This is a genomic window from Acidovorax sp. GW835-FHT14G06 (assembly GCF_058793595.1).
This window is the reverse complement of the sequence record NZ_JBXAGA010000027.1, coordinates 1-18558: the sequence shown is the minus strand read 5'-3', so window position 1 is coordinate 18558 and position 18558 is coordinate 1. Positions and strand designations below refer to the sequence as shown.

General features: G+C 59.4%; 16 protein-coding genes, 3 pseudogenes and 1 other annotated feature. Of the genes and pseudogenes, 8 read left to right on the top strand and 11 right to left on the bottom strand.

The window, feature by feature from the left end:
- Window positions 1–409: 409 nt before the first annotated feature.
- Window positions 410–694, bottom strand: coding sequence for a type II toxin-antitoxin system RelE/ParE family toxin (locus AC1Q64_RS24800; RefSeq protein WP_011342942.1), 285 nt, complete (start codon window positions 692–694; stop codon window positions 410–412).
- Window positions 691–969 carry a hypothetical protein gene (locus tag AC1Q64_RS24795; RefSeq protein ID WP_011342941.1) on the bottom strand — a complete coding sequence of 93 codons (279 nt, stop codon included), beginning with the start codon at window positions 967–969 and terminating at the stop codon, window positions 691–693. The genes AC1Q64_RS24800 and AC1Q64_RS24795 overlap by 4 nt, the downstream gene beginning before the upstream one ends.
- A gap of 425 nt (window positions 970–1394) precedes the next feature.
- On the opposite strand from AC1Q64_RS24795, the gene AC1Q64_RS24790 reads away from it, so the two are divergent.
- Window positions 1395–2018: a recombinase family protein gene (locus AC1Q64_RS24790; protein WP_011222094.1), complete on the top strand. Its 624-nt coding sequence runs from the start codon at window positions 1395–1397 to the stop codon at window positions 2016–2018.
- 163 nt (window positions 2019–2181) lie between these two features.
- Here AC1Q64_RS24790 and AC1Q64_RS24785 read toward each other — a convergent pair whose 3' ends face one another.
- On the bottom strand, window positions 2182–2514 hold the full coding sequence (locus AC1Q64_RS24785; protein ID WP_043876060.1) for a quaternary ammonium compound efflux SMR transporter QacF: 333 nt from the start codon (window positions 2512–2514) through the stop codon (window positions 2182–2184).
- 506 nt (window positions 2515–3020) lie between these two features.
- Between AC1Q64_RS24785 and AC1Q64_RS24780 the strand changes: the two genes are divergently transcribed.
- The 5 genes and pseudogenes from AC1Q64_RS24780 to AC1Q64_RS24760 all read left to right on the top strand — a co-directional run.
- The gene (locus tag AC1Q64_RS24780) at window positions 3021–3932 is read left to right on the top strand and encodes an SDR family oxidoreductase (RefSeq protein ID WP_492253100.1); all 912 of its coding nucleotides are present in this window, start codon (window positions 3021–3023) and stop codon (window positions 3930–3932) included.
- 639 nt (window positions 3933–4571) lie between these two features.
- Entirely contained in the window at window positions 4572–5165 is a 594-nt protein-coding gene (locus AC1Q64_RS24775; protein ID WP_012435588.1) for a recombinase family protein, read from the top strand.
- A complete protein-coding gene (locus tag AC1Q64_RS24770) occupies window positions 5162–8191 on the top strand; it encodes a Tn3 family transposase (RefSeq protein WP_492253099.1) in 3030 nt (1009 codons plus the stop codon). The genes AC1Q64_RS24775 and AC1Q64_RS24770 overlap by 4 nt, the downstream gene beginning before the upstream one ends.
- 46 nt (window positions 8192–8237) lie before the next feature.
- Window positions 8238–9295, top strand: a pseudogene (locus tag AC1Q64_RS24765) (IS3 family transposase); the annotation flags it as partial.
- Window positions 8519–8635: a sequence feature (AL1L pseudoknot), on the top strand. It overlaps the preceding pseudogene by 117 nt.
- 63 nt (window positions 9296–9358) lie before the next feature.
- Window positions 9359–9628 (top strand): annotated as a pseudogene (locus AC1Q64_RS24760) (transposase); the annotation flags it as partial.
- 265 nt (window positions 9629–9893) lie between these two features.
- Here AC1Q64_RS24760 and AC1Q64_RS24755 read toward each other — a convergent pair.
- The 8 genes from AC1Q64_RS24755 to AC1Q64_RS24720 all read right to left on the bottom strand — a co-directional run bounded on the left by AC1Q64_RS24755 (window position 9894) and on the right by AC1Q64_RS24720 (window position 16274).
- Window positions 9894–11063 carry an AlbA family DNA-binding domain-containing protein gene (locus AC1Q64_RS24755; RefSeq protein ID WP_020820181.1) on the bottom strand — a complete coding sequence of 390 codons (1170 nt, stop codon included), beginning with the start codon at window positions 11061–11063 and terminating at the stop codon, window positions 9894–9896.
- Window positions 11064–11191: 128 nt separating this feature from the next.
- Window positions 11192–11896, bottom strand: a complete 705-nt coding sequence (locus AC1Q64_RS24750; RefSeq protein WP_013521170.1) for a glutathione binding-like protein — start codon at window positions 11894–11896, stop codon at window positions 11192–11194.
- Window positions 11893–12507: a TetR/AcrR family transcriptional regulator gene (locus tag AC1Q64_RS24745; RefSeq protein ID WP_013521171.1), complete on the bottom strand. Its 615-nt coding sequence runs from the start codon at window positions 12505–12507 to the stop codon at window positions 11893–11895. Before AC1Q64_RS24745 ends, AC1Q64_RS24750 begins: the two co-directional genes overlap by 4 nt.
- 63 nt (window positions 12508–12570) lie before the next feature.
- Window positions 12571–13365 (bottom strand): SDR family NAD(P)-dependent oxidoreductase, encoded by a 795-nt coding sequence (locus tag AC1Q64_RS24740; RefSeq protein ID WP_013521172.1) that lies wholly within the window; start codon window positions 13363–13365, stop codon window positions 12571–12573.
- A 1-nt stretch (window position 13366) separates the two neighbouring features.
- Entirely contained in the window at window positions 13367–14083 is a 717-nt protein-coding gene (locus AC1Q64_RS24735) for a glutathione S-transferase family protein (protein WP_013521173.1), read from the bottom strand.
- Window positions 14080–15069, bottom strand: coding sequence for a DMT family transporter (locus AC1Q64_RS24730; protein ID WP_013521174.1), 990 nt, complete (start codon window positions 15067–15069; stop codon window positions 14080–14082). Before AC1Q64_RS24730 ends, AC1Q64_RS24735 begins: the two co-directional genes overlap by 4 nt.
- A complete protein-coding gene (locus tag AC1Q64_RS24725) occupies window positions 15066–15728 on the bottom strand; it encodes a peroxiredoxin-like family protein (RefSeq protein WP_013521175.1) in 663 nt (220 codons plus the stop codon). The genes AC1Q64_RS24730 and AC1Q64_RS24725 overlap by 4 nt, the downstream gene beginning before the upstream one ends.
- Window positions 15729–15815: 87 nt before the next feature.
- On the bottom strand, window positions 15816–16274 hold the full coding sequence (locus AC1Q64_RS24720; RefSeq protein ID WP_443018204.1) for an ATP-binding cassette domain-containing protein: 459 nt from the start codon (window positions 16272–16274) through the stop codon (window positions 15816–15818).
- 189 nt (window positions 16275–16463) lie between these two features.
- Here AC1Q64_RS24720 and AC1Q64_RS24715 point away from each other — a divergent pair, with 189 nt between their 5' ends.
- Together AC1Q64_RS24715 and AC1Q64_RS24710 are read left to right on the top strand one after the other, a co-directional pair.
- On the top strand, window positions 16464–17351 hold the full coding sequence (locus tag AC1Q64_RS24715) for a LysR substrate-binding domain-containing protein (RefSeq protein ID WP_066553272.1): 888 nt from the start codon (window positions 16464–16466) through the stop codon (window positions 17349–17351).
- Window positions 17352–17429: 78 nt separating this feature from the next.
- A pseudogene (locus AC1Q64_RS24710) lies at window positions 17430–18479 on the top strand (IS1182 family transposase); the annotation flags it as partial.
- Window positions 18480–18558: the final 79 nt, after the last annotated feature.

Sequence of the window (18558 nt, the reverse complement as noted above, 5' to 3'; positions counted from 1 at the left end):
GGCAGCTCGCCAGTCACGCCACTGCAGTGGTGGCATGACTTAAACCAAACAGCCTCCACGAATCCCGGGGCGATTCATCATCGCCTCCGCGCAACTGCGACGACCGCCCGCAGCAATCACATTGAACTTTCGAATCGAAACTGCTGAAGCGAACCTACGCGGACGTACGGCCGCAGTCTGTGCGCTGCCGGACGGAGCGCTGCCAATTTGCGCCTACTGGCAGGCTGTGAGTGCGCGGATGGGCCAGCGACCTCCCTTCATAGAGGGAGCGAAGCAGGTCAGAGACACTATTGAACGTCCGCTACCGGGAAGATGCTTGACCGTCCGCAACTGGCCGCCTGCCGCCGACCGCGGTCTGGCTCGAAAGCAGTCTGTCAACGCGCCGTTTCATTGTTGCCATGATCATCTCTTAATCGCGCACAGGCGGCCACAGGCGGGCAGTATGAACCAGCGTCAGTATCCACACCGTTTCGCCGTCGATCTGATACACCAGGCGATAGCTTTCGTGCGGGATCAACTCGCGGGTCCCGGGAATCTTTCCCGGCTTGCCCAGCATGGGGTGCTGGATCAAGCGGGCGGCCGCGTCGCTGAAAATCTCATCCATCCGGGCCGCCGCGCGCGGATTGTCGGCTGCGATGTAGTCCCACACATCGGCACGGTCTTGCTGCGCTTCGGGCGTCCAAACAACCCTCACGCCTGGCTCGCCACACTGGCACGCCGTGCGGCGAATTCGGCCTCAACTTCATCGTTCGACCGCCCCAATCCAGCGCGCATCGAAGCCCGGCCGGCTTCGACCTTGCGGCGCAGGAACTCGTCGTACTCGCGCGACTCGCGCTGGCGCTGAACGAACTCGCGCATCAGCTCGCGCAGCACTTGCGACGCCGGGCGATGGGCCGCCTCGGCTTCGGCCATAAACTCGGCGCGCAACTCAGGCTCCAGCTTCATCGTGAAAACGGCTTGTTTTGACATGATCGGGGCCTCCTGCCACTTGATACTAACAAAGTATATACGCCGTCATTACTAAGCGCTATTCACAGAACGCTGCAAGGCGGGCGTGCGCTAGGCCAAGGCCTGTCGGAAAACATTTGTTTTTCGACAGGCCTTCAACGGTGTCGTTTTCAGAAGGCGACTGCACCGGTTCATTGGGTTGGCCGTACCGAGTGCATAGGACTGCTGACACGACCTGTTCAGTAGTCGTATGCACGAGCCGCCGCGAGGGGATGGGATTGCTCAGGAGTCCCCTGCACGATGCTGTCTTGCGCCGTCACTTTACTAACCATAAACACCCTTTGTATGCCTTAGACAGAATTACGGGTTAAGTGACAATTTTTGACGACCGGCACGTTCTGGCTCACACTGTCACATAATCGAACGTATATGTGACAGGCGAAGAGATGTTGATCGGCTATATGCGGGTGTCGAAAGCGGACGGATCCCAATCCACCAATTTGCAGCGCGATGCGCTCATCGGCGCCGGCGTGAGTCCTGCCCATCTCTACGAGGATCTGGCATCAGGCCGACGCGATGATCGCCCAGGGTTGGCTGCTTGCCTGAAGGCGCTTCGTGAAGGGGATACGCTGATCGTATGGAAGCTCGATCGGCTCGGCCGCGATCTGCGCCACCTGATCAATACCGTGCACGACCTGACTGCGCGTAGCGTGGGACTGAAGGTCCTGACCGGTCACGGTGCAGCGGTCGACACGACGACTGCCGCCGGCAAGCTTGTGTTCGGCATTTTTGCTGCGCTGGCAGAGTTCGAGCGGGAGTTGATTTCCGAGCGAACGGTCGCCGGGCTTGTCTCGGCGCGCGCTCGCGGCAGGAAAGGGGGGCGCCCCTTCAAGATGACCGCCGCCAAGCTACGCCTGGCGATGGCCAGCATGGGGCAACCGGAAACCAAGGTGGGCGATCTCTGCGAAGAACTGGGGATTACCCGGCAGACGCTCTACCGGCATGTGTCACCCAAGGGAGAGCTGCGACCAGACGGCGTAAAGCTGCTCTCCCGAGGTTCAGCCGCATAGTAGCGGCGACCTGGAACGAGGCTGTTCAGTGCGGCAACGATCCGATTGCCGGTGTCGACCCGATGCAGCCGTCCAGCTTTGACGGAAGCTGTCGTTCAACGCCTGAATTAAGCCGCGCCGCGAAGCGGCGTCGGCTTGAATGAATTGTTAGATGCCAACCCGGTCAATGTGCGCTGACCTTGGATAGCAGGTTTAGAACGGCGACGCCACTGACGATAAGTCCCATGCCAATGAACGCCCAGAAGTCTAGTTTTTGGCCATGGAAAATCCAAGCAATAGCTGCCACAAGCACGATGCCAAGCCCAGCCCATACAGCGTAAGCAATACCGACCGGAATGGACTTGAGCGCGAGAGACAAGAAATAGAACGCAAGCCCGTAGCCAGCCACAACTACAACGGAAGGAACTAACCTAGTGAATCCATGGCTAGACTTCAGTGCGGAAGTTGCGATGACCTCGCCAAAGATTGCAACAGCCAGAAATATCCAGTTCTTCACGCGCAATCTCCTCTACGGTATGAAGGAGAAATTGTAGTGGCTATGAGTTGCCAAAAACAGTCTTGCGGCTATCGATTTTCTGTGAGCATACGCAACGCCAAATCTGGCATCTAAATTTATTTGGCGAAATTTGTTCAATTGTACTTGACGCTCACACAAAAAATCTCTATCATATATAAAAAACACGAAGCATCATAGGTTTATCTAGTTTAGGGAAAGAGAAAATAACTTTTTCATGAGTTGAACAACAGCGGCAAACTATTAAAAAGCTAAAAAGAGGAGTTGACTTGTAAAAATTTTGATTGCACGGCCTTATCTATGATAGGCGCGACAAAATGATAGGAGGCATTCACCTTGTTTAGCAGCACAGGCATAAGATTTGATTTACATTTCTGATGCAATTATAATGGTGGGCAAGAATGGCCGAAATACATAATAAACAGTCATTCCTCAATCCAGTCTTCAATTGCGGCCGCCTTCGTTTATTTTTGGCTTCCGCCACCTAGATGATGTTATTTATTCAAAAAATTTTTAGAAAAAAAGGAGAAATGATTATGTCAATTGCGGTTACAGGTGCTACTGGTCAACTCGGTGGGCTTGTGATTCAACATTTGCTCAAAAAAGTTCCCGCCAGTCAAATCATTGCCATCGTGCGTAATGTTGAAAAAGCCTCTACTCTTGCCGATCAAGGCGTGGAAGTTCGCCATGGCGACTATAATCAACCGGAATCTCTTCAAAAGGCTTTTGCAGGTGTCTCCAAGCTGCTCTTTATCTCAGGTCCGCATTATGATAATACGCTTCTTATCGTTCAACATGCAAATGTCGTAAAAGCTGCCAGAGATGCGGGAGTCAAACATATTGCTTACACAGGATATGCCTTTGCTGAGGAATCAATAATTCCCCTTGCACACGTACATTTAGCAACGGAATATGCCATCCGTACGACCAATATCCCGTATACTTTCCTGCGTAATGCCTTATATACGGACTTTTTTGTAAATGAGGGGCTGCGCGCATCCATAGAGTCTGGAGCAATTGTTACGAATGCGGGAAGCGGGATCGTTAATTCAGTAACACGCAATGAACTTGCTTTGGCTGCCGCAACGGTTCTTACAGAGGAAGGGCATGAAAACAAAACGTATAACCTTGTTTCCAATCAACCGTGGACCTTTGATGAACTTGCCCAAATTCTCTCCGAGGTTTCCGGCAAAAAAGTCGTGCATCAGCCTGTCTCATTCGAAGAAGAGAAAAATTTCCTCGTAAACGCTGGTGTCCCTGAGCCGTTTGCTGAAATTACGGCAGCGATCTATGACGCGATTTCCAAAGGAGAAGCGTCCAAAACATCAGATGATCTGCAAAAACTGATCGGATCCTTGACCCCTCTGAAGGAAACCGTAAAACAAGCCCTGAAAATGTAAGAATTGACCAAATGACATAAAATGAAAAAACAGAACATCCAATGACTGCAAACTCGTGACCTGCTTTATCTTAGTTCGAAAATAAGCCCTGTCACGCAGACAGACATTAACAGCCTGAGACCTAAAATTACATAAGGACTCAGGCTGTTTTATTTCTTTTGATCACGTTGGCGGATTTAAAAACGAAACGAGAGTATATCATCTTTTACAAAAGGGGGTTTAGGGCGACAGTTCTGCCGCATAACATCGGGATGTCGGATAACATGTTCTGCAACCTTCTGTTTAGAATAAGAAATATCGCGCAAGGCAAGATAACAACGCAGGTAAAGCAGCAGCTGGCATGGTGTGTGGTCTGATCGATTCCGGGCACAGGCGTATAGCATATCCTCCCGCCGGGGTGGCCGCTATCCGGAGCGCTTGATGACCGGCCGCTCCTGGCCGCCTGCCGCCCGTCATTCCCTGATGGGTTCAACCCCCTTTGCTGCTGTAGTGCATTCGGCTTCTGACATTTGGCGCAGCCGTCTTCTGAAAACGACAAACGGTCCTCTGCACCAACCTCCGAGTGGCCGCAAAATTGTGCGGAAAACTCTGTCGCCAGACGCTACCATACGGAAACCTCGTCTTAATGGTTTTCCGCTTATGTTGGTAGGTTACATGCGCGTGTCGTCGGACTCCGACCGCCAGAGCACGAACTTGCAGCGCGATGCGCTGCTCGCCGTCGGCGTCGATGCGCGGCATCTGTTCGAGGATCATGCTTCCGGCGCGAAGGACGACCGCGCGGGCCTGGCGCGGGCGCTCGAATTCGTTCGCCCTGGCGACGTGTTGGTCGTGTGGAAGCTCGACCGGCTCGGCCGTTCGTTGTCGCACTTGCTCGCCATCGTGACCTCGCTCAAGAAAAAGCAGGTGGCGTTCCGCTCGCTGACGGAGAACCTGGATACCACGACGCCCTCGGGCGAGTTTCTGTTCCAGGTGTTCGGCGCGCTCGCGCAGTACGAACGCGCCTTGATCCAGGAACGTGTCGTCGCCGGTCTGGCTGCCGCCCGCAAACGCGGCCGGATCGGCGGCCGGCCGCAGGCGATCACCGGCGAGAAGCTGGAGGCCATCGTCGCTGCGCTCGATGGCGGCATGTCCAAGGCGGCGGTGTGCCGCAACTTCGGCGTCAAGCGAACCACGCTGATCGAGACCCTGGCACGGGTTGGTTGGACGGGCTCTCGTGGAGCGTCATCGCGATGACGACCAAGAGCGAACGATTGACCGTCCTGTCGGACGCCGAGCAGGAAGCCCTGTACGGCCTGCCGGACTTCGACGACGCCCAGCGGCTGGAATACTTGGCGTTGACTGAAACCGAACTGGCGCTCGCCAGCAGCCGGCCTGGTCTCCATGCCCAGGTCTATTGCATCTTGCAGATCGGTTACTTCAAGGCCAAGTATGCCTTCTTCCGCTTCGACTGGAGTGAGGTCGAGCACGATTGCGCCTTCGTGCTGAGCCGCTACTTCCACGGCGAGTCCTTCGAGCACAAGCCAATCTCCAAGCACGAGCACTACACCCAGCGCGAGTGGATTGCCGATCTGTTCGGCTACCGGCCGTGGGCGGCCGAGTTCCTGGCGCAGCTCGCGCAGCAGGCCGCGCAGACCGTGCGGCGCGACGTGATGCCGGGGTTCATCGCCGCCGAGCTGATCGTCTGGCTAAACGAGCACAAGATCATCCGGCCCGGCTATACCACCCTGCAAGAGCTGGTGAGCGAAGCCCTGTCCGCCGAGCGTCGGCGGCTGGCTGGCCTGCTGTCGGAAGTGTTGGACGAATCGGCCAAGGCCGCGCTGGGTCGGCTTCTAGTGCGTGACGACACCCTGTCGCAATTGGCGGCGCTCAAGCAGGACGCCAAGGACTTTGGCTGGCGTCAGATGGCCCGCGAACGCGAAAAGCGCGCCACGCTGGAGCCGCTGCACCGGATCGCCAAGGCGCTGCTGCCCAAGCTCGGCGTCTCGCAGCAGAATCTGCTGTACTACGCCAGCCTGGCGAACTTCTACACCGTCCACGATCTACGCAACCTGAAGGCCGATCAGACCTACCTCTACCTGCTTTGCTATGCCTGGGTGCGCTACCGGCAGCTTTCCGACAACCTGGTCGATGCGATGGCCTACCACATGAAGCAGTTGGAGGACGAAAGCAGTGCGGGCGCAAAGCAATCCTTTGTCGCCGAGCAGGTGCGCCGTCAGCAAGACACACCGCAGGTCGGCCGCCTGCTGTCGCTTTACATCGACGACAGCGTGCCCGATCCCACGCCGTTCGGCGATGTGCGCCAGCGCGCCTACAAAATCATGCCCCGCGATACGCTGCAAACCACCGCGCAGCGCATGAGCGTGAAGCCGGTGAGCAAGCTGGCTTTGCACTGGCAGGCGGTGGACGGCCTGGCTGAGCGCATCCGCCGCCATCTTCGGCCGCTGTATGTCGCGCTCGACCTCGCTGGCACTGATCCGGGCAGCCCGTGGCTCGTGGCGCTGGCCTGGGCCAAGGACGTGTTCGCCAAACAGCAGCGCCTATCGCAACGGCCGCTCGCCGAATGTCCAGCGGCCACGCTGCCGAAACGCTTGCGACCGTACCTGCTGACCTTCGATGCCGATGGCAAGCCGACGGACCTGCATGCCGACCGCTACGAGTTCTGGCTGTACCGCCAGGTCAGGAAGCGCTTCCAGTCGGGTGAACTCTACCTCGACGACAGCTTGCAGCACCGGCATTTTTCCGACGAGCTGGTTTCGCTGGATGAGAAGGCCGCCGTGCTGGCGCAGATCGACATCCCGTTCCTGCGGCAGCCACTCGATGCCCAGCTCGATGCGCTCGCGACCGAGCTGCGCGCTCAGTGGCTGGCCTTCAACCGCGAGCTGAAGCAGGGCAAGCTGACGCACCTAGAATACGACAAGGACACGCAGAAGCTGACATGGCGCAAGCCCAAGGGCGAGAACCAGAAGGCGCGCGAGAAGGCGTTCTACGAGCAACTGCCGTTCTGCGACGTGGCCGACGTGTTCCGCTTCGTCAACGGCCAGTGCCAGTTCCTGTCGGCGCTGACGCCTTTGCAGCCGCGCTATGCGAAGAAGGTCGCCGACGCCGACAGCCTGATGGCGGTCATCATCGCGCAGGCGATGAACCACGGCAACCAGGTCATGGCACGCACCAGCGACATCCCGTACCACGTGCTGGAGAGCGCCTACCAACAGTACCTGCGCCACGCAACGCTGCACGCGGCCAACGACTGCATCAGCAACGCCATCGCCGCGCTGCCGATCTTCCCGTACTACTCGTTCGACCTCGATGCACTGTACGGTGCCGTCGATGGTCAGAAATTCGGCGTCGAGCGGCCGACCGTGAAAGCGCGCCACTCGCGCAAATACTTTGGGCGCGGCAAGGGCGTGGTCGCCTACACGCTGCTGTGCAACCACGTGCCGCTCAACGGCTACCTGATCGGCGCGCACGATTACGAGGCCCATCACGTGTTCGACATCTGGTATCGCAACACGTCGGACATCGTGCCGACCGCGATCACCGGCGACATGCACAGCGTCAACAAGGCCAACTTCGCTATCCTGCACTGGTTCGGCCTGCGTTTCGAGCCGCGCTTCACCGACCTTGGCGATCAGTTGAAGGAACTCTACAGTGCCGACGATCCGGCGCTGTACGATCAGTGCCTGATCCGGCCGGCCGGGAGAATCGACCGCGATCTCATAGTCAGCGAGAAGCCGAACCTCGACCAGATTGTCGCCACGCTCGGACTGAAGGAGATGACGCAGGGCACGCTGATCCGCAAGCTATGCACCTACACCGCGCCGAACCCCACGCGGCGCGCGGTGTTCGAGTTCGACAAGCTCATCCGCAGCATCTACACGCTGCGCTACCTGCGCGATCCGCAACTGGAGCGCAACGTTCACCGCTCACAGAACCGCATCGAGTCCTATCACCAGCTACGCTCAACCATCGCCCAGGTCGGCGGCAAGAAGGAATTGACCGGGCGCACCGACATCGAAATTGAGATCAGCAACCAGTGCGCCAGGCTGATCGCCAACGCGGTCATCTTCTACAACTCGGCCATCCTCTCGCGGCTGCTGATGAAGTACGAGGCGAGCGGCAACGCCAAGGCGCACGCTCTCCTGACCCAGATATCGCCGGCGGCCTGGCGGCACATCCTGCTGAACGGGCATTACACCTTCCAGAGCGACGGCAAGATGATCGACCTGGATGCGCTCGTGGCGGGGCTGGAGCTGGGATGACGGAAATTTCGGCGGTTCTGGCTTAGAACCCCGAGAGGATTGAGTCATGAACACTAAAGCTGCTCGTTTTAGCCCTGAGGTACGTGAACGTGCCGTACGTTTGGTGCAGGAGTGCCAAGCGGATTACGCATCACTGTGGGGTGCATGCGAATCGATTGCCCCCAAGATTGGCTGCTCTGTCAGTACCCTGCATGGATGGGTACAGCGCAAAGAAATAGATGCAGGCCAACGACCGGGTTTGACTACAGATGAACGTGAGCGGCTCAAGCAACTGGAGCGGGAGAACAAGGAGTTGCGGCGTGCCAATGACATACTCAAGGCTGCGAGCGCTTTTTTTGCGCAGGCGGAGCTGGACCGTCGCATCAAGAGCTGATTGACTTTGTAGACAAGTACCGTGATGCCTATGGGGTCGAGCCAATTTGCCGACTGCTGCAAATTGCCCCATCGGGCTACAGACGCAGGGTTCAACAAAGAAACTGCCCATGGCTGCGCTGCAAGCGCAGCCAATCAGACGAAGAGAGTTGCGGTCATATCCAACGTGTATGGCATGCAAACTGGCAAGTTTATGGGGTGATCAAAGTCTGGAAGCAAATGCATCGAGAGGGCTTGCCTATTGCCCGCTGCACGGTGCAGCGCCTGATGCGCAAGCTAGGGTTGGAGGGTGCGCGGCGTGGCAAGAAGGTGTGCACAACACGCCCAGATGTGGCAAGGCCATGCCCACTAGACCTCGTCAACCGCCAGTTCACAGCCCAACGTCCTAACCAGCTTTGGGTTGCAGACTTTACCTATGTATCGACATGGCAAGGTCAGATGTTTGCGGCCTTTGTGATTGATGTCTATGCCCGCCGGATTGTGGGTTGGCGAGTCAGCAGCCACATGCGCACTGACTTTGTTGTGGATGCATTGGAGCAAGCTCTCTACGCACGGCATCCTTCAAGCGATGAAAAGCTGATTCATCACTCCGACAGGGGGAGTCAGTACGTGTCCATTCGCTACACAGAGCGCTTGGAGGAAGCTGGCCTGATGCCTTCGGTGGGCAGCACCGGCGACTCCTATGACAACGCCCTGGCTGAAACTATCAACGGCTTGTACAAAACGGAGGTCTGGACCGGCCAGCCTTTCGTAGACACCTAGGAGCCATAATTCATGGCAACGACAGAGGTGTTTATGAGCAACAGGCAGTACACGGATGAGTTCAAGGCCGAAGCGGTCAAGCAGGTAACCGAACGTGGCTTCCGGGTGGCCGATGTGGCCCAGCGGCTCGGGGTCTCCACCCACAGCCTGTACGAGTGGCTGCGCAAGGCGAAGAGCGCTGCCAATGCCGACGGCGCGGAGGCGGCACTGCTGCCGACGGCGAAGGACTCGGCGGAGGTCCGGCGACTGAAGGCCGAGATCAAGCGTCTGACCGAGGAGCGCGACATCCTAAAAAATGTCCGCTGTCAAGGACTTTCGATTTGCATCGGACGGACGCAAACCCATATCTGACGCGGGTTTAGAGGGTATTCGGGTTCCGGGTAGCTACGGACCGCATCCATGTCAGGAGTTGCATGGGAGCCTGGGGATTGTGCTTCCCGGCGACCTGAGGCGCGCGCCAGCGCATAGACGCTGAGTGCGCGCACGGTCACCGTACCGCTGGAGCGAGCACGCCTCTGGCAGCCGTGGCCCGCAGCCGCCCAAGGGCAAACGGCGGCGCACACAGTACTCAGCGATCGAACTGCAGGAAACTCTCGACGTTCGCATTCAGCTCTTTCACAAGAGTCTGAGCATCATCGACGATGCGCTGTAGTGAAGCGCCGCCATCCATGTAGACCCTCATGGACACCAGTTGGAGCAGGCTAAGACCGATTCGGCGCAGATCGGCCAGCGTGCTTTCCGGCACAACAGACAGCCTGAAATAGGTCCAAGTGGCGATTTGCTGGCCGATGCCATAGGTTTCCTGCTGGGCTTTCTCGACACGCCCATCGAAGATCTCTTTGTTGGCACGGTCCCACATTTGGGTCAACTTGCGGGCAAGTTTGGCAATCGCCTCCAGGACTTTTCGCTGTGTCTCATCGCTGACCTCGATAGGATCGACCAGATCGCGCATCAACTCCGCAGCAGCGAAGCCTGCGGAGTTGCACACGTCGTTGAAGTTTTCCCCTTCGCCGAGGTAGTGCCGGAACTGTGCGACTTCATCGAGCTTCTCAGCTGTGGCTTCCAACCGTTCATTGACGTGGCTCTCAATGGCCCAGTCGGAGACGGACAGGTCGCGCAGCTTTGACGCATAGACCTCCGCATCTGCCGACCAATCTTCAATCCAGGGTTTCAGGCTTCGCATCTCGGAGTCCGTATCGCTCCAGCGTCGCACGTTGGCGAGCACGTCGGCCAGCGCAGACAGCTCCGGATGATTCTTGGGTCCTTCTGCGGCCTCCCCGGGCATGGAAGCTGTCAAGGCAGCGCGAACCTCTGAGGCCGTCGCCGGTCGGGAGACCGTGCCGTGCCGGATGTACGCGCGCGAATCCACGTAGTACAGAGGCTCTGAACCCTTCTCGACAGTGATGACGAGAACGCCGAGCCCATTTGCCGATGTCCAGCCGATCTGCGGGCGGACGGGGGGATCGATGATCTGGCAAACGCCCACGATCCTTCTGCCGAGATCATCTCGAACCGCTGGGTCATGTGCATTTTCGACTCCTGGAATCGAGCCGTCGTCTGCCACTCCAAGAAGGAGTCGGCCCCCGCTGCTGGAAGCGAAAGCCGCGATTTCCTTGGCAAGATCCCGCACCTGCTTTGGCAGCTCTCGCTTGAATTCCACAGTCTCGCTCTCACCGCCCTGAGCAAGCCGAGGAATATCTTCAGATAGCTGGGCGTCCGCCCACGGTTCGATGGTCATAGCGATATCATGCCCGCGCCTCGAAAGATCTCCACGAATTCCCGAGCTCCCTGCAGCAGCTGGCGCACGCCCACGTCGCGTGATTGCTTTGACTTTGAGTAATCGCTGGTGTGTGCACCATAAACGTATCAGCGCGCCTGCGGGCCTGCGGCAGTTTGACCGAACAGAAGCTTCTTGCCCTCCTCCGTCACCGCAGGACGCGATGCGAAAGGCTCGCCGCGCGCATAGGCCCTGATCGTCGCGGGACGATTGCGAATCGCATCAAACCACCGCCGCAGACTGGGGAACTCGTCGAGTTCCTGCTGCTGGCGCTTCCACGGCACCACCCAGGGGTAGGTCGCCATGTCCGCGATCGAATAGGTTTCACCTGCGAGATATTCCTGCACGGCCAGGCGTCGGTCGAGCACACCGTACAGGCGATTGGTCTCGTTGACGTAGCGCGTGATGGCATAGGGGATCTTCTCGGGCGCATAGATGCCAAAGTGATGGTTCTGACCGGCCATGGGGCCGAGTCCACCGACCTGCCAGAAGAGCCATTCCAGCACCGCCTTGCGCTCACGCAGGTCGGTCGGCATGAAGCGACCCGTTTTCTCCGCAAGATAGACCAGGATGGCGCCCGATTCAAAGACGGTCACGGGCTCCCCGCCGTCGACCGGCTGCATGTCGATGATCGCAGGCATCCGGTTGTTCGGCGAGAACGCGAGGAACTCAGGCTTGAACTGGTCGCCCGCACTGATGTCGACAGGATGAATGCGGTATTCGAGGCCAGCCTCCTCCAGAAACATCGTGACCTTGTGGCCATTGGGCGTGGGCCAATAGTAGAGGTCGATCATTTGCGACTCCGTCGTTGAGATGTGCCGGCGCCATCGAGCAGCGCCAATGCGGGCCGGACAAGCCCACGCAGCAATTCCGGTTCTGGCCGCGATCGCGCGAGGACGCGCAGCCCCATTAGCAAGCCGAGCAGCATCCGGGCGAGATCATCGGCCGGCAACGTGATGTTGATCGCGCCGGCATCTTGGCCGGCCTTGACGCAACGGTAGAAGAAGGCCTCCATGTCGCGCAAGACAGCGGCCAGTGCAGCCTGAAACTCCGCGTCGTGAGGTGCCAGCTCCAGTGCCGAGTTCACGATCAGGCATCCCTTGCGCTGGTCGTCGGCCAGCGACAATTCGATGATCTCATCGAAGAACGCACCGATGGCCGCACGAGGTGCCAACTGGGACTCGAAGCGCCGGACCCGATCGCAAAAGCCTCGCTCGACATAGTGTTCGAGCGCCTGCCGGTACAGCGTGCGTTTGTCGCCAAACGTGTTGTACAGACTGGGGCCGGCGATACCCATCGCGTCGGCCAGGTCCCGCACCGAGGTGGCTTCGTAGCCCCTCGACCAGAAGCATTGAATCGCGGCATCGAGGGCCACTGCTTCGTCAAACTCTCTGGGGCGCGCCATGATCGTTCCTGGATCGGTTCGTGGTTGGCTTCGTGAGTGGATGCGGTGCTTGATGCCGCGTCGTCACAATGCGCTGTGGTCCTTGACCGCCTCTTCCAGCGCGCTCTTGAGCGTCAGGAATCTCGCATCGACCGCTACCGGATCGTTACGGTTGAGCGCAATCATCTGGGCTCTCGCCTCCCCGCCCCGGATGACCTCGAAAGCGTTCGCCTCGATCCCGGCGACGATGGCATCGGCCACCGCAGAAGCAGGCTCGCGCGAAAACCCCAGTTCGGGACCAGCGCGATTCGACTTCATCATCGGCGTGTCCGTGCCTCCAGGATAGGCCGTCAACACATGAATGCCTTCGCCCTTGAGCTCGCGCCTGAGCGCCTCGCCAAAGCGAGCCAGACCTGCTTTCACCGCGGCATACGTTGCATAGAAGGGTGCGCCGACCAGGGCAATGCCGGAGGCGACATTCACCACCATGGCATCTCCGCTGGCCCGCAGAGCGGGGAGCGCCGCGCGGGTCAACAAGACTGGCGCGAGCAAGTCGACGATCACCATCTGCTCGATATCGGCTTCCGTGGTGTTCTCCAGCCGGCCAGCCCGCACGCCGCCGGCGTTGTTGACGAGGATGTCGAGTCCGCCCAGCGTCTGTATCGCCTGGTCCAGCGTGGCCGCGCGTCCCTCGGGACTTCCCACGTCAGCGCAGACGCCCGTCGCCGAGTCAAGGCTGCGCAGTGCATCGTCCAGGACGCTTCTGCGCCTTCCGGTGATGACCACCCTGGCGCCTCGCGCGATCAGCGCATGGGCCAGCGCGAGGCCGATCCCGCTCGATCCGCCCGTGACGAGGACCCGCTTGTTCTTCAGTTCCATTTCAAACTCCTTGCGCCGATGCAGGGGGATAGTTCGACGGGAAGAGCGCACGCTTGGTCTCCTCGTCGTTGATCGCCTTGAACGCATGGCTCTTGGCGAGCGCCCGGGCGCGAGCGACCGCCGGACGCGCATCCACGCCTGCGAACCACCGCTTCAGTTCGGGAAAGGGCCCCAGAGGATCCTCGGCGCCCTTGCGCACGCGGGAAGCGCGATCGAGCCAGCCCCAGGCGGAGATGTCGGCGATCGTGAAACCGCTGCCGACGATGAACTCGCGTCCGGACAGGTGATCGTTGAGAACCTGATAGTGCCGCTCCGCCTCGCGGCGGTAACGATTGGCCGCGTAGTCCAAGCCCTCGGGCGCGGCGAACTGGAAGTGCACCGCCTGCCCGGAGAACGGCCCCAATCCCGAGGCGATGAAGAGCAGCCAGGACAGCAACTCCGGCCGATCCTCGGACGTGCCCAGAAGCTGGCCGGTCTTTTCCGCCAGATAGATCAGGATGGCGGTCGAGTCGAAGACCCTGACTTCGTTGCCGCCCGGCCCCTCGGTATCGACGATGGCCGGTACCTTGCCGTTCGGATTGATCGCACGAAAGGCGGGCGCATGCTGCTCGCCCTTGCTTGTGTCGACCGGCAAGGCTTCGTAGGCCAGACCGGTCTCCTCCAGAAAGAGCGCGATCTTTGCGGGGTTGGGGGTCGGATGAAAGTAGAACCGGATCATGGTGTATGCCTCGTGGTTGCGGAAATCGATGGCTTCGCTGCTTTACGGGCAGGACGTGCTGCCAAGAGCACGCCGCCAACAACGACGGCAAGTGCAACGCACTCTCCACCAGACGGCAGCTCTCCAAGTACGGGAATGGCGGCCAGCGAAGCAACGACCGGAATCAGGGCGATGATGGCTGTGGCCGCAGATGGGCCCAGAAGCGCGACAGAGCGATTGAAGGAAACGATCGCAACGCCGCTCATCAGGACGCCCTGATAGACGGCCTGCAAGCCGATCTCGCTGGGTGAGGCCATGGCGAGGCGACTGAGCCCGCCAAAAATATAGATCGGCAGGAAGAGGATGGCCGACCAGAAGCAGATCAGGGCTGCGGCCTGCACAGGTGTCAGGGCGCTGCGCCGAAAAAGCAGCGTGTAGACGGCCCACATGGCAGCGGCAGTCATCAGGGCGATGAGGCCCATCGGGTTCATGCCACCGTGAGCGGAAACACCGCCTGCAACCATGAACACCAGTCCGATGATGATGGCGAGGTAGCCACACCAGCGCGCGCGGCCCTGTTTCTCTTTCAGGAAAATCCACGCGAAGGCGCCGGCGAATACCGGCATCAGGGTCGGCGCTATCGCTGCCGCGCGGCCGGCCGACGTGAGCTGCAGGCCGAGCGCGACCGCCAGGACGAAGGGCAACCCCCAAAGGCAGGCATAGACCAGCCCCTCACGCCATTCCTTGGCTGATAGGCGTCTCTTTCCCCGCAACAGCACTGGAAGAAGAATGACGGCACCGATGCCGAACCGCAGCGCGGTCACATCCCACAGGCGAAGTTCGCGCGTGACACTGAAGCGCGTCACGACGAACCAGCCCGCAAAGATCGTGACGCTGAGCCCGGCCCAGCAGAATCCGCGCAAGACGTTCCGGGATGATCTCTGAGGCCACGACGCGGCAGCCGGTCCGACTACCGCTTCTTGCACCAAGTCGACGGCCTGCGTCACGTAACCGCCTGCTCTTGCAGCGCCGCAAGAAGTCGCTGCGGGGCCAATCGCTGCCGGTAATCGACCTCGATGAAAGCCAGCGAGATCCTCTGGTTCGGCGTGATCACATAGGTGGCGGGAACGGGCAGCTCCCAACTGGCGTCCCCATTTATGCTCGGCAGCGCCTTGTTGCTGGAACTCAAGGCATCGCGCAGTTCCTGCGGCAATGGATAGACCAGCCCGAATTGGCGAGCCACGTCATTGCCCAGATCGCTCAGGACGTTAAACGTCAACGCCTCGCGCTCCGCGGTTGACAGTGATGCGTCCGGAAGCTGAGGTGAGATGGCCAGCATGCTTGCGCCAAAGGATGCCAACTCGGGCAGCAAGGCCTGGTAGGACCGCAGTTGGAGGTTGCAGTACGGACACCAGCCACCTCGATAGAAGGTCACCACCACAGGACCTTGCTTGAGAGCAGCGGACAGCGACACCGTGCCGCCTTGGGCGTCCGGCAACGAAAAGTCGGGGGCCCTGTCTCCCTCCTTCAGCGCAGCGTGCCTCGCAAAGGTCGATCGCAGTTCCTCGATCCTGGACTCATAGAGCGCGACCCGGCCGGCTGGAGCGGTGCGGGCGAACTCCTTTCGCAATTCTTGCAGTTGTCGATCAAGATCAATAACGGCCACTTGGATCTCCCTTCGAGCAAGGCAGTCGCGGCGGGGATCGCAGCGGACTCCCGTTATTTTATATCAGTCGATAAAAAATGGCTTGTGTCAAGCGTTTTGCCTGAATGCAGGTCGCATCAGAAGCCTATACAGGTCAATGGCCGCCAGCGCCTCCAGCTTGTCAGCCTTGCTCCAAGGCCACAACGACGCCAGAGATCCGCGGGTGGCGAGCTTGCCCATCAACACATTGGCCAGCACGCTTTGCCGCCCGATCAGGTGGTGCTGCTGGAACACCATGCCGCAGTGGCGCCGATGCTCAAGAAGGTTGCGTTTTGAGACGGTGCCGCCCGGCAGATCGGCCACCGACACCTCTCCGTCTGTGGGGCTAACCAAGCCATTGATGCTGCGCAGCAGCGTTGACTTTCCCGCGCCCGACGCGCCCAGCAGCACAAGGAACCCGCCATGCTGTACCTCCAGCGAGGTGGGCGCAAGCGCTGTGTGACCATCGGCATAGGTCACCGTGATACCCCGCAAGCTCAGATGGCTCTCGCGAATTGCAGTTTTCATAGCTCGGTTTCATTTGTTGTGGTGCGCTAGACGCACACCAGGACTCAAGTGGTCAGAGGTATCTCTCGGGAAAGAGGAGGTTCTGGAAGAAACAGCTTCAGTGGAAGCACAGCTCAAGTCTGGGTGACCAAGGTGTCATGAATATGAAACTTTCATCCCTAAAAATGAGGGCACCCATAGATCACATCAATGTCTGGACTCAGCCTCCTCGCAGCCTTGAAGGCCTTTGACGCAACGGCCCGAGCCGGCAGCATGACCGCTGCCGCGAGAGTGCTCGCTATTCAACAACCGACTGTTTCTTCACACATACAGCGCCTGGAGGTCGACTTCGGCGTGGAGCTTTTTCATCGGCGCGGGCGGCGGCTTGAACTCACGTCCTTTGGACGCACTCTGTTGAACTACACCCGGCGTACCTTCAGTGGCGAGGAAGATGCGCACGCACTGCTCGCTGCTGCGAAAAATCAATACGTAGGGCGACTGGTCATCCATGCCATCGGGCCGCACAACGTGCTGCCCGTGTTGAAGCTGTTCATGAAACAGTTCCCCCAGGTCAACGTGGCTGTTGGCGTAGGCGACTCGCGAACCATCACTGAAAAGATTCTTGACTACCAGGGAGACGTGGGCATGGTGCTCAATCACGTCGCTCACCCAGATCTATTTGGCGCGGCTTACCGTACCCAGCGATTGGTGATATTCGGCAACACCCAACACCCACTCGCGCAACGGGCCACTCTCAAACTGCGTGATCTGCAGGGTCAGAGGTTCGTCATCCGAGAGGAAGGATCGACGACCAGACGCGTGTTTGAACAAGAACTAAAGGAGCGAGGCGTCGAGGTGCAGGTGGCTCTGGAGATGGGCAGCCGCGAGTCCGTTCGAGAGGCGGTGGCGGAGGGGCTGGGCCTAGGCGTCGTGGCGGAAACAGCCTACAGGCCGGATCCTCGCCTTGTTAAGTTAACTATTTCAGACACCAGCATGGCGACACAGGTGCACTTCATCTGTAGAAAGGAGCGGCATCAAGCTCCACTGATCTCGATCTTCCTGGGTTTGGCGCATAGCGTAAGTCAGAAAATTGCCTAGGAGCCTGTCGGACTTTCCCACCTTCCGCCCAGAGACTCCATCCGAGACAATCGGCTCCGAATCACCGAGACCTCGCCGATGAGCCGCTTCGTTCCCGTAGATCGAGACACCGCCTACCTGTTACCACCGTCGGTGGACGAATGGCTGCCCAATGACCACTTGGCGCGCTTTGTCGTCGAAGTCATCGAGCAACTCGATCTGAGCGATCTGGTGCGCCAGTACGCGGGCCGGGGCTCGGCGGCGCACCACCCAGCCGTGCTCCTGGGACTGCTCATTTACGGCTACGCCAACGGCGTGCACTCCAGCCGCAAGATCGAGCGCGCCACCTATGACTCGGTGGCGTTTCGCTACGTGGCGGCCAACACCCACCCCGATCACGATACTCTGGCCACATTCCGGCGTCGCTTCTTGAAGGAGGTAGAGGCGCTGTTCGTGCAGGTGCTGGTCCTGGCGCGCGAGATGAAGCTGCTCAAGTTGGGCCACATCGCGCTGGACGGCACCAAGATCAACGCCAACGCCAGCAAGCACAAGGCACTGTCCTGGGGGCATGCCAACAAGATCGAAGCGCAGTTGCGCCAGGAAGTGCAAACCCTGCTGGCGCTGGCCGAGAGCAGTGATCGCGCAGCTGCTCCCGATGGGATGGACGTGCCGGCAGAGATTGCCCGGCGTGAAGACCGATTGAGCGCAATCGCACGGGCCAAGGCCAAGATCGCGCAGCGCGCGGCCGAGCGCCACCAAGGCGAGCAGCAGGAGTACGAGGCCAAGACCGCAAAGCGCAAAGCTCAGCGCGCGGCCGGCAAGAAGCCGCGCGGCAAAGACCCCGAGCCACCGCACGCTGGCCCCAAGGATGGCGACCAAGTCAACCTCACGGATGAACAGTCGCGCATCATGCCCGTCTCGGGTGGGGGCTTTGAGCAAAGTTACAACGTGCAGGCCGGCGTGGACACCGAAACAATGATGGTGATCACTCGGCATGTGAGCCAGGCGTGCAACGACAAGCGCGAAGTGGTGCCCACGCTGGAGCAGATCCAGGCGCTGCCCTCAGAACTGGGTGAAGTGCAGTCGCTGATCACGGACAACGGCTTCTTCAGTGAGGCCAACGTGATGGCCTGCAACAAAGCCGGGGTCCTGGGGTCTCCTCGTTTTCAGTGCAATAAGTGACGGTACGAAAAGCTAGCACTGGCGCGGAGGTGGTGTTGGTAGATCG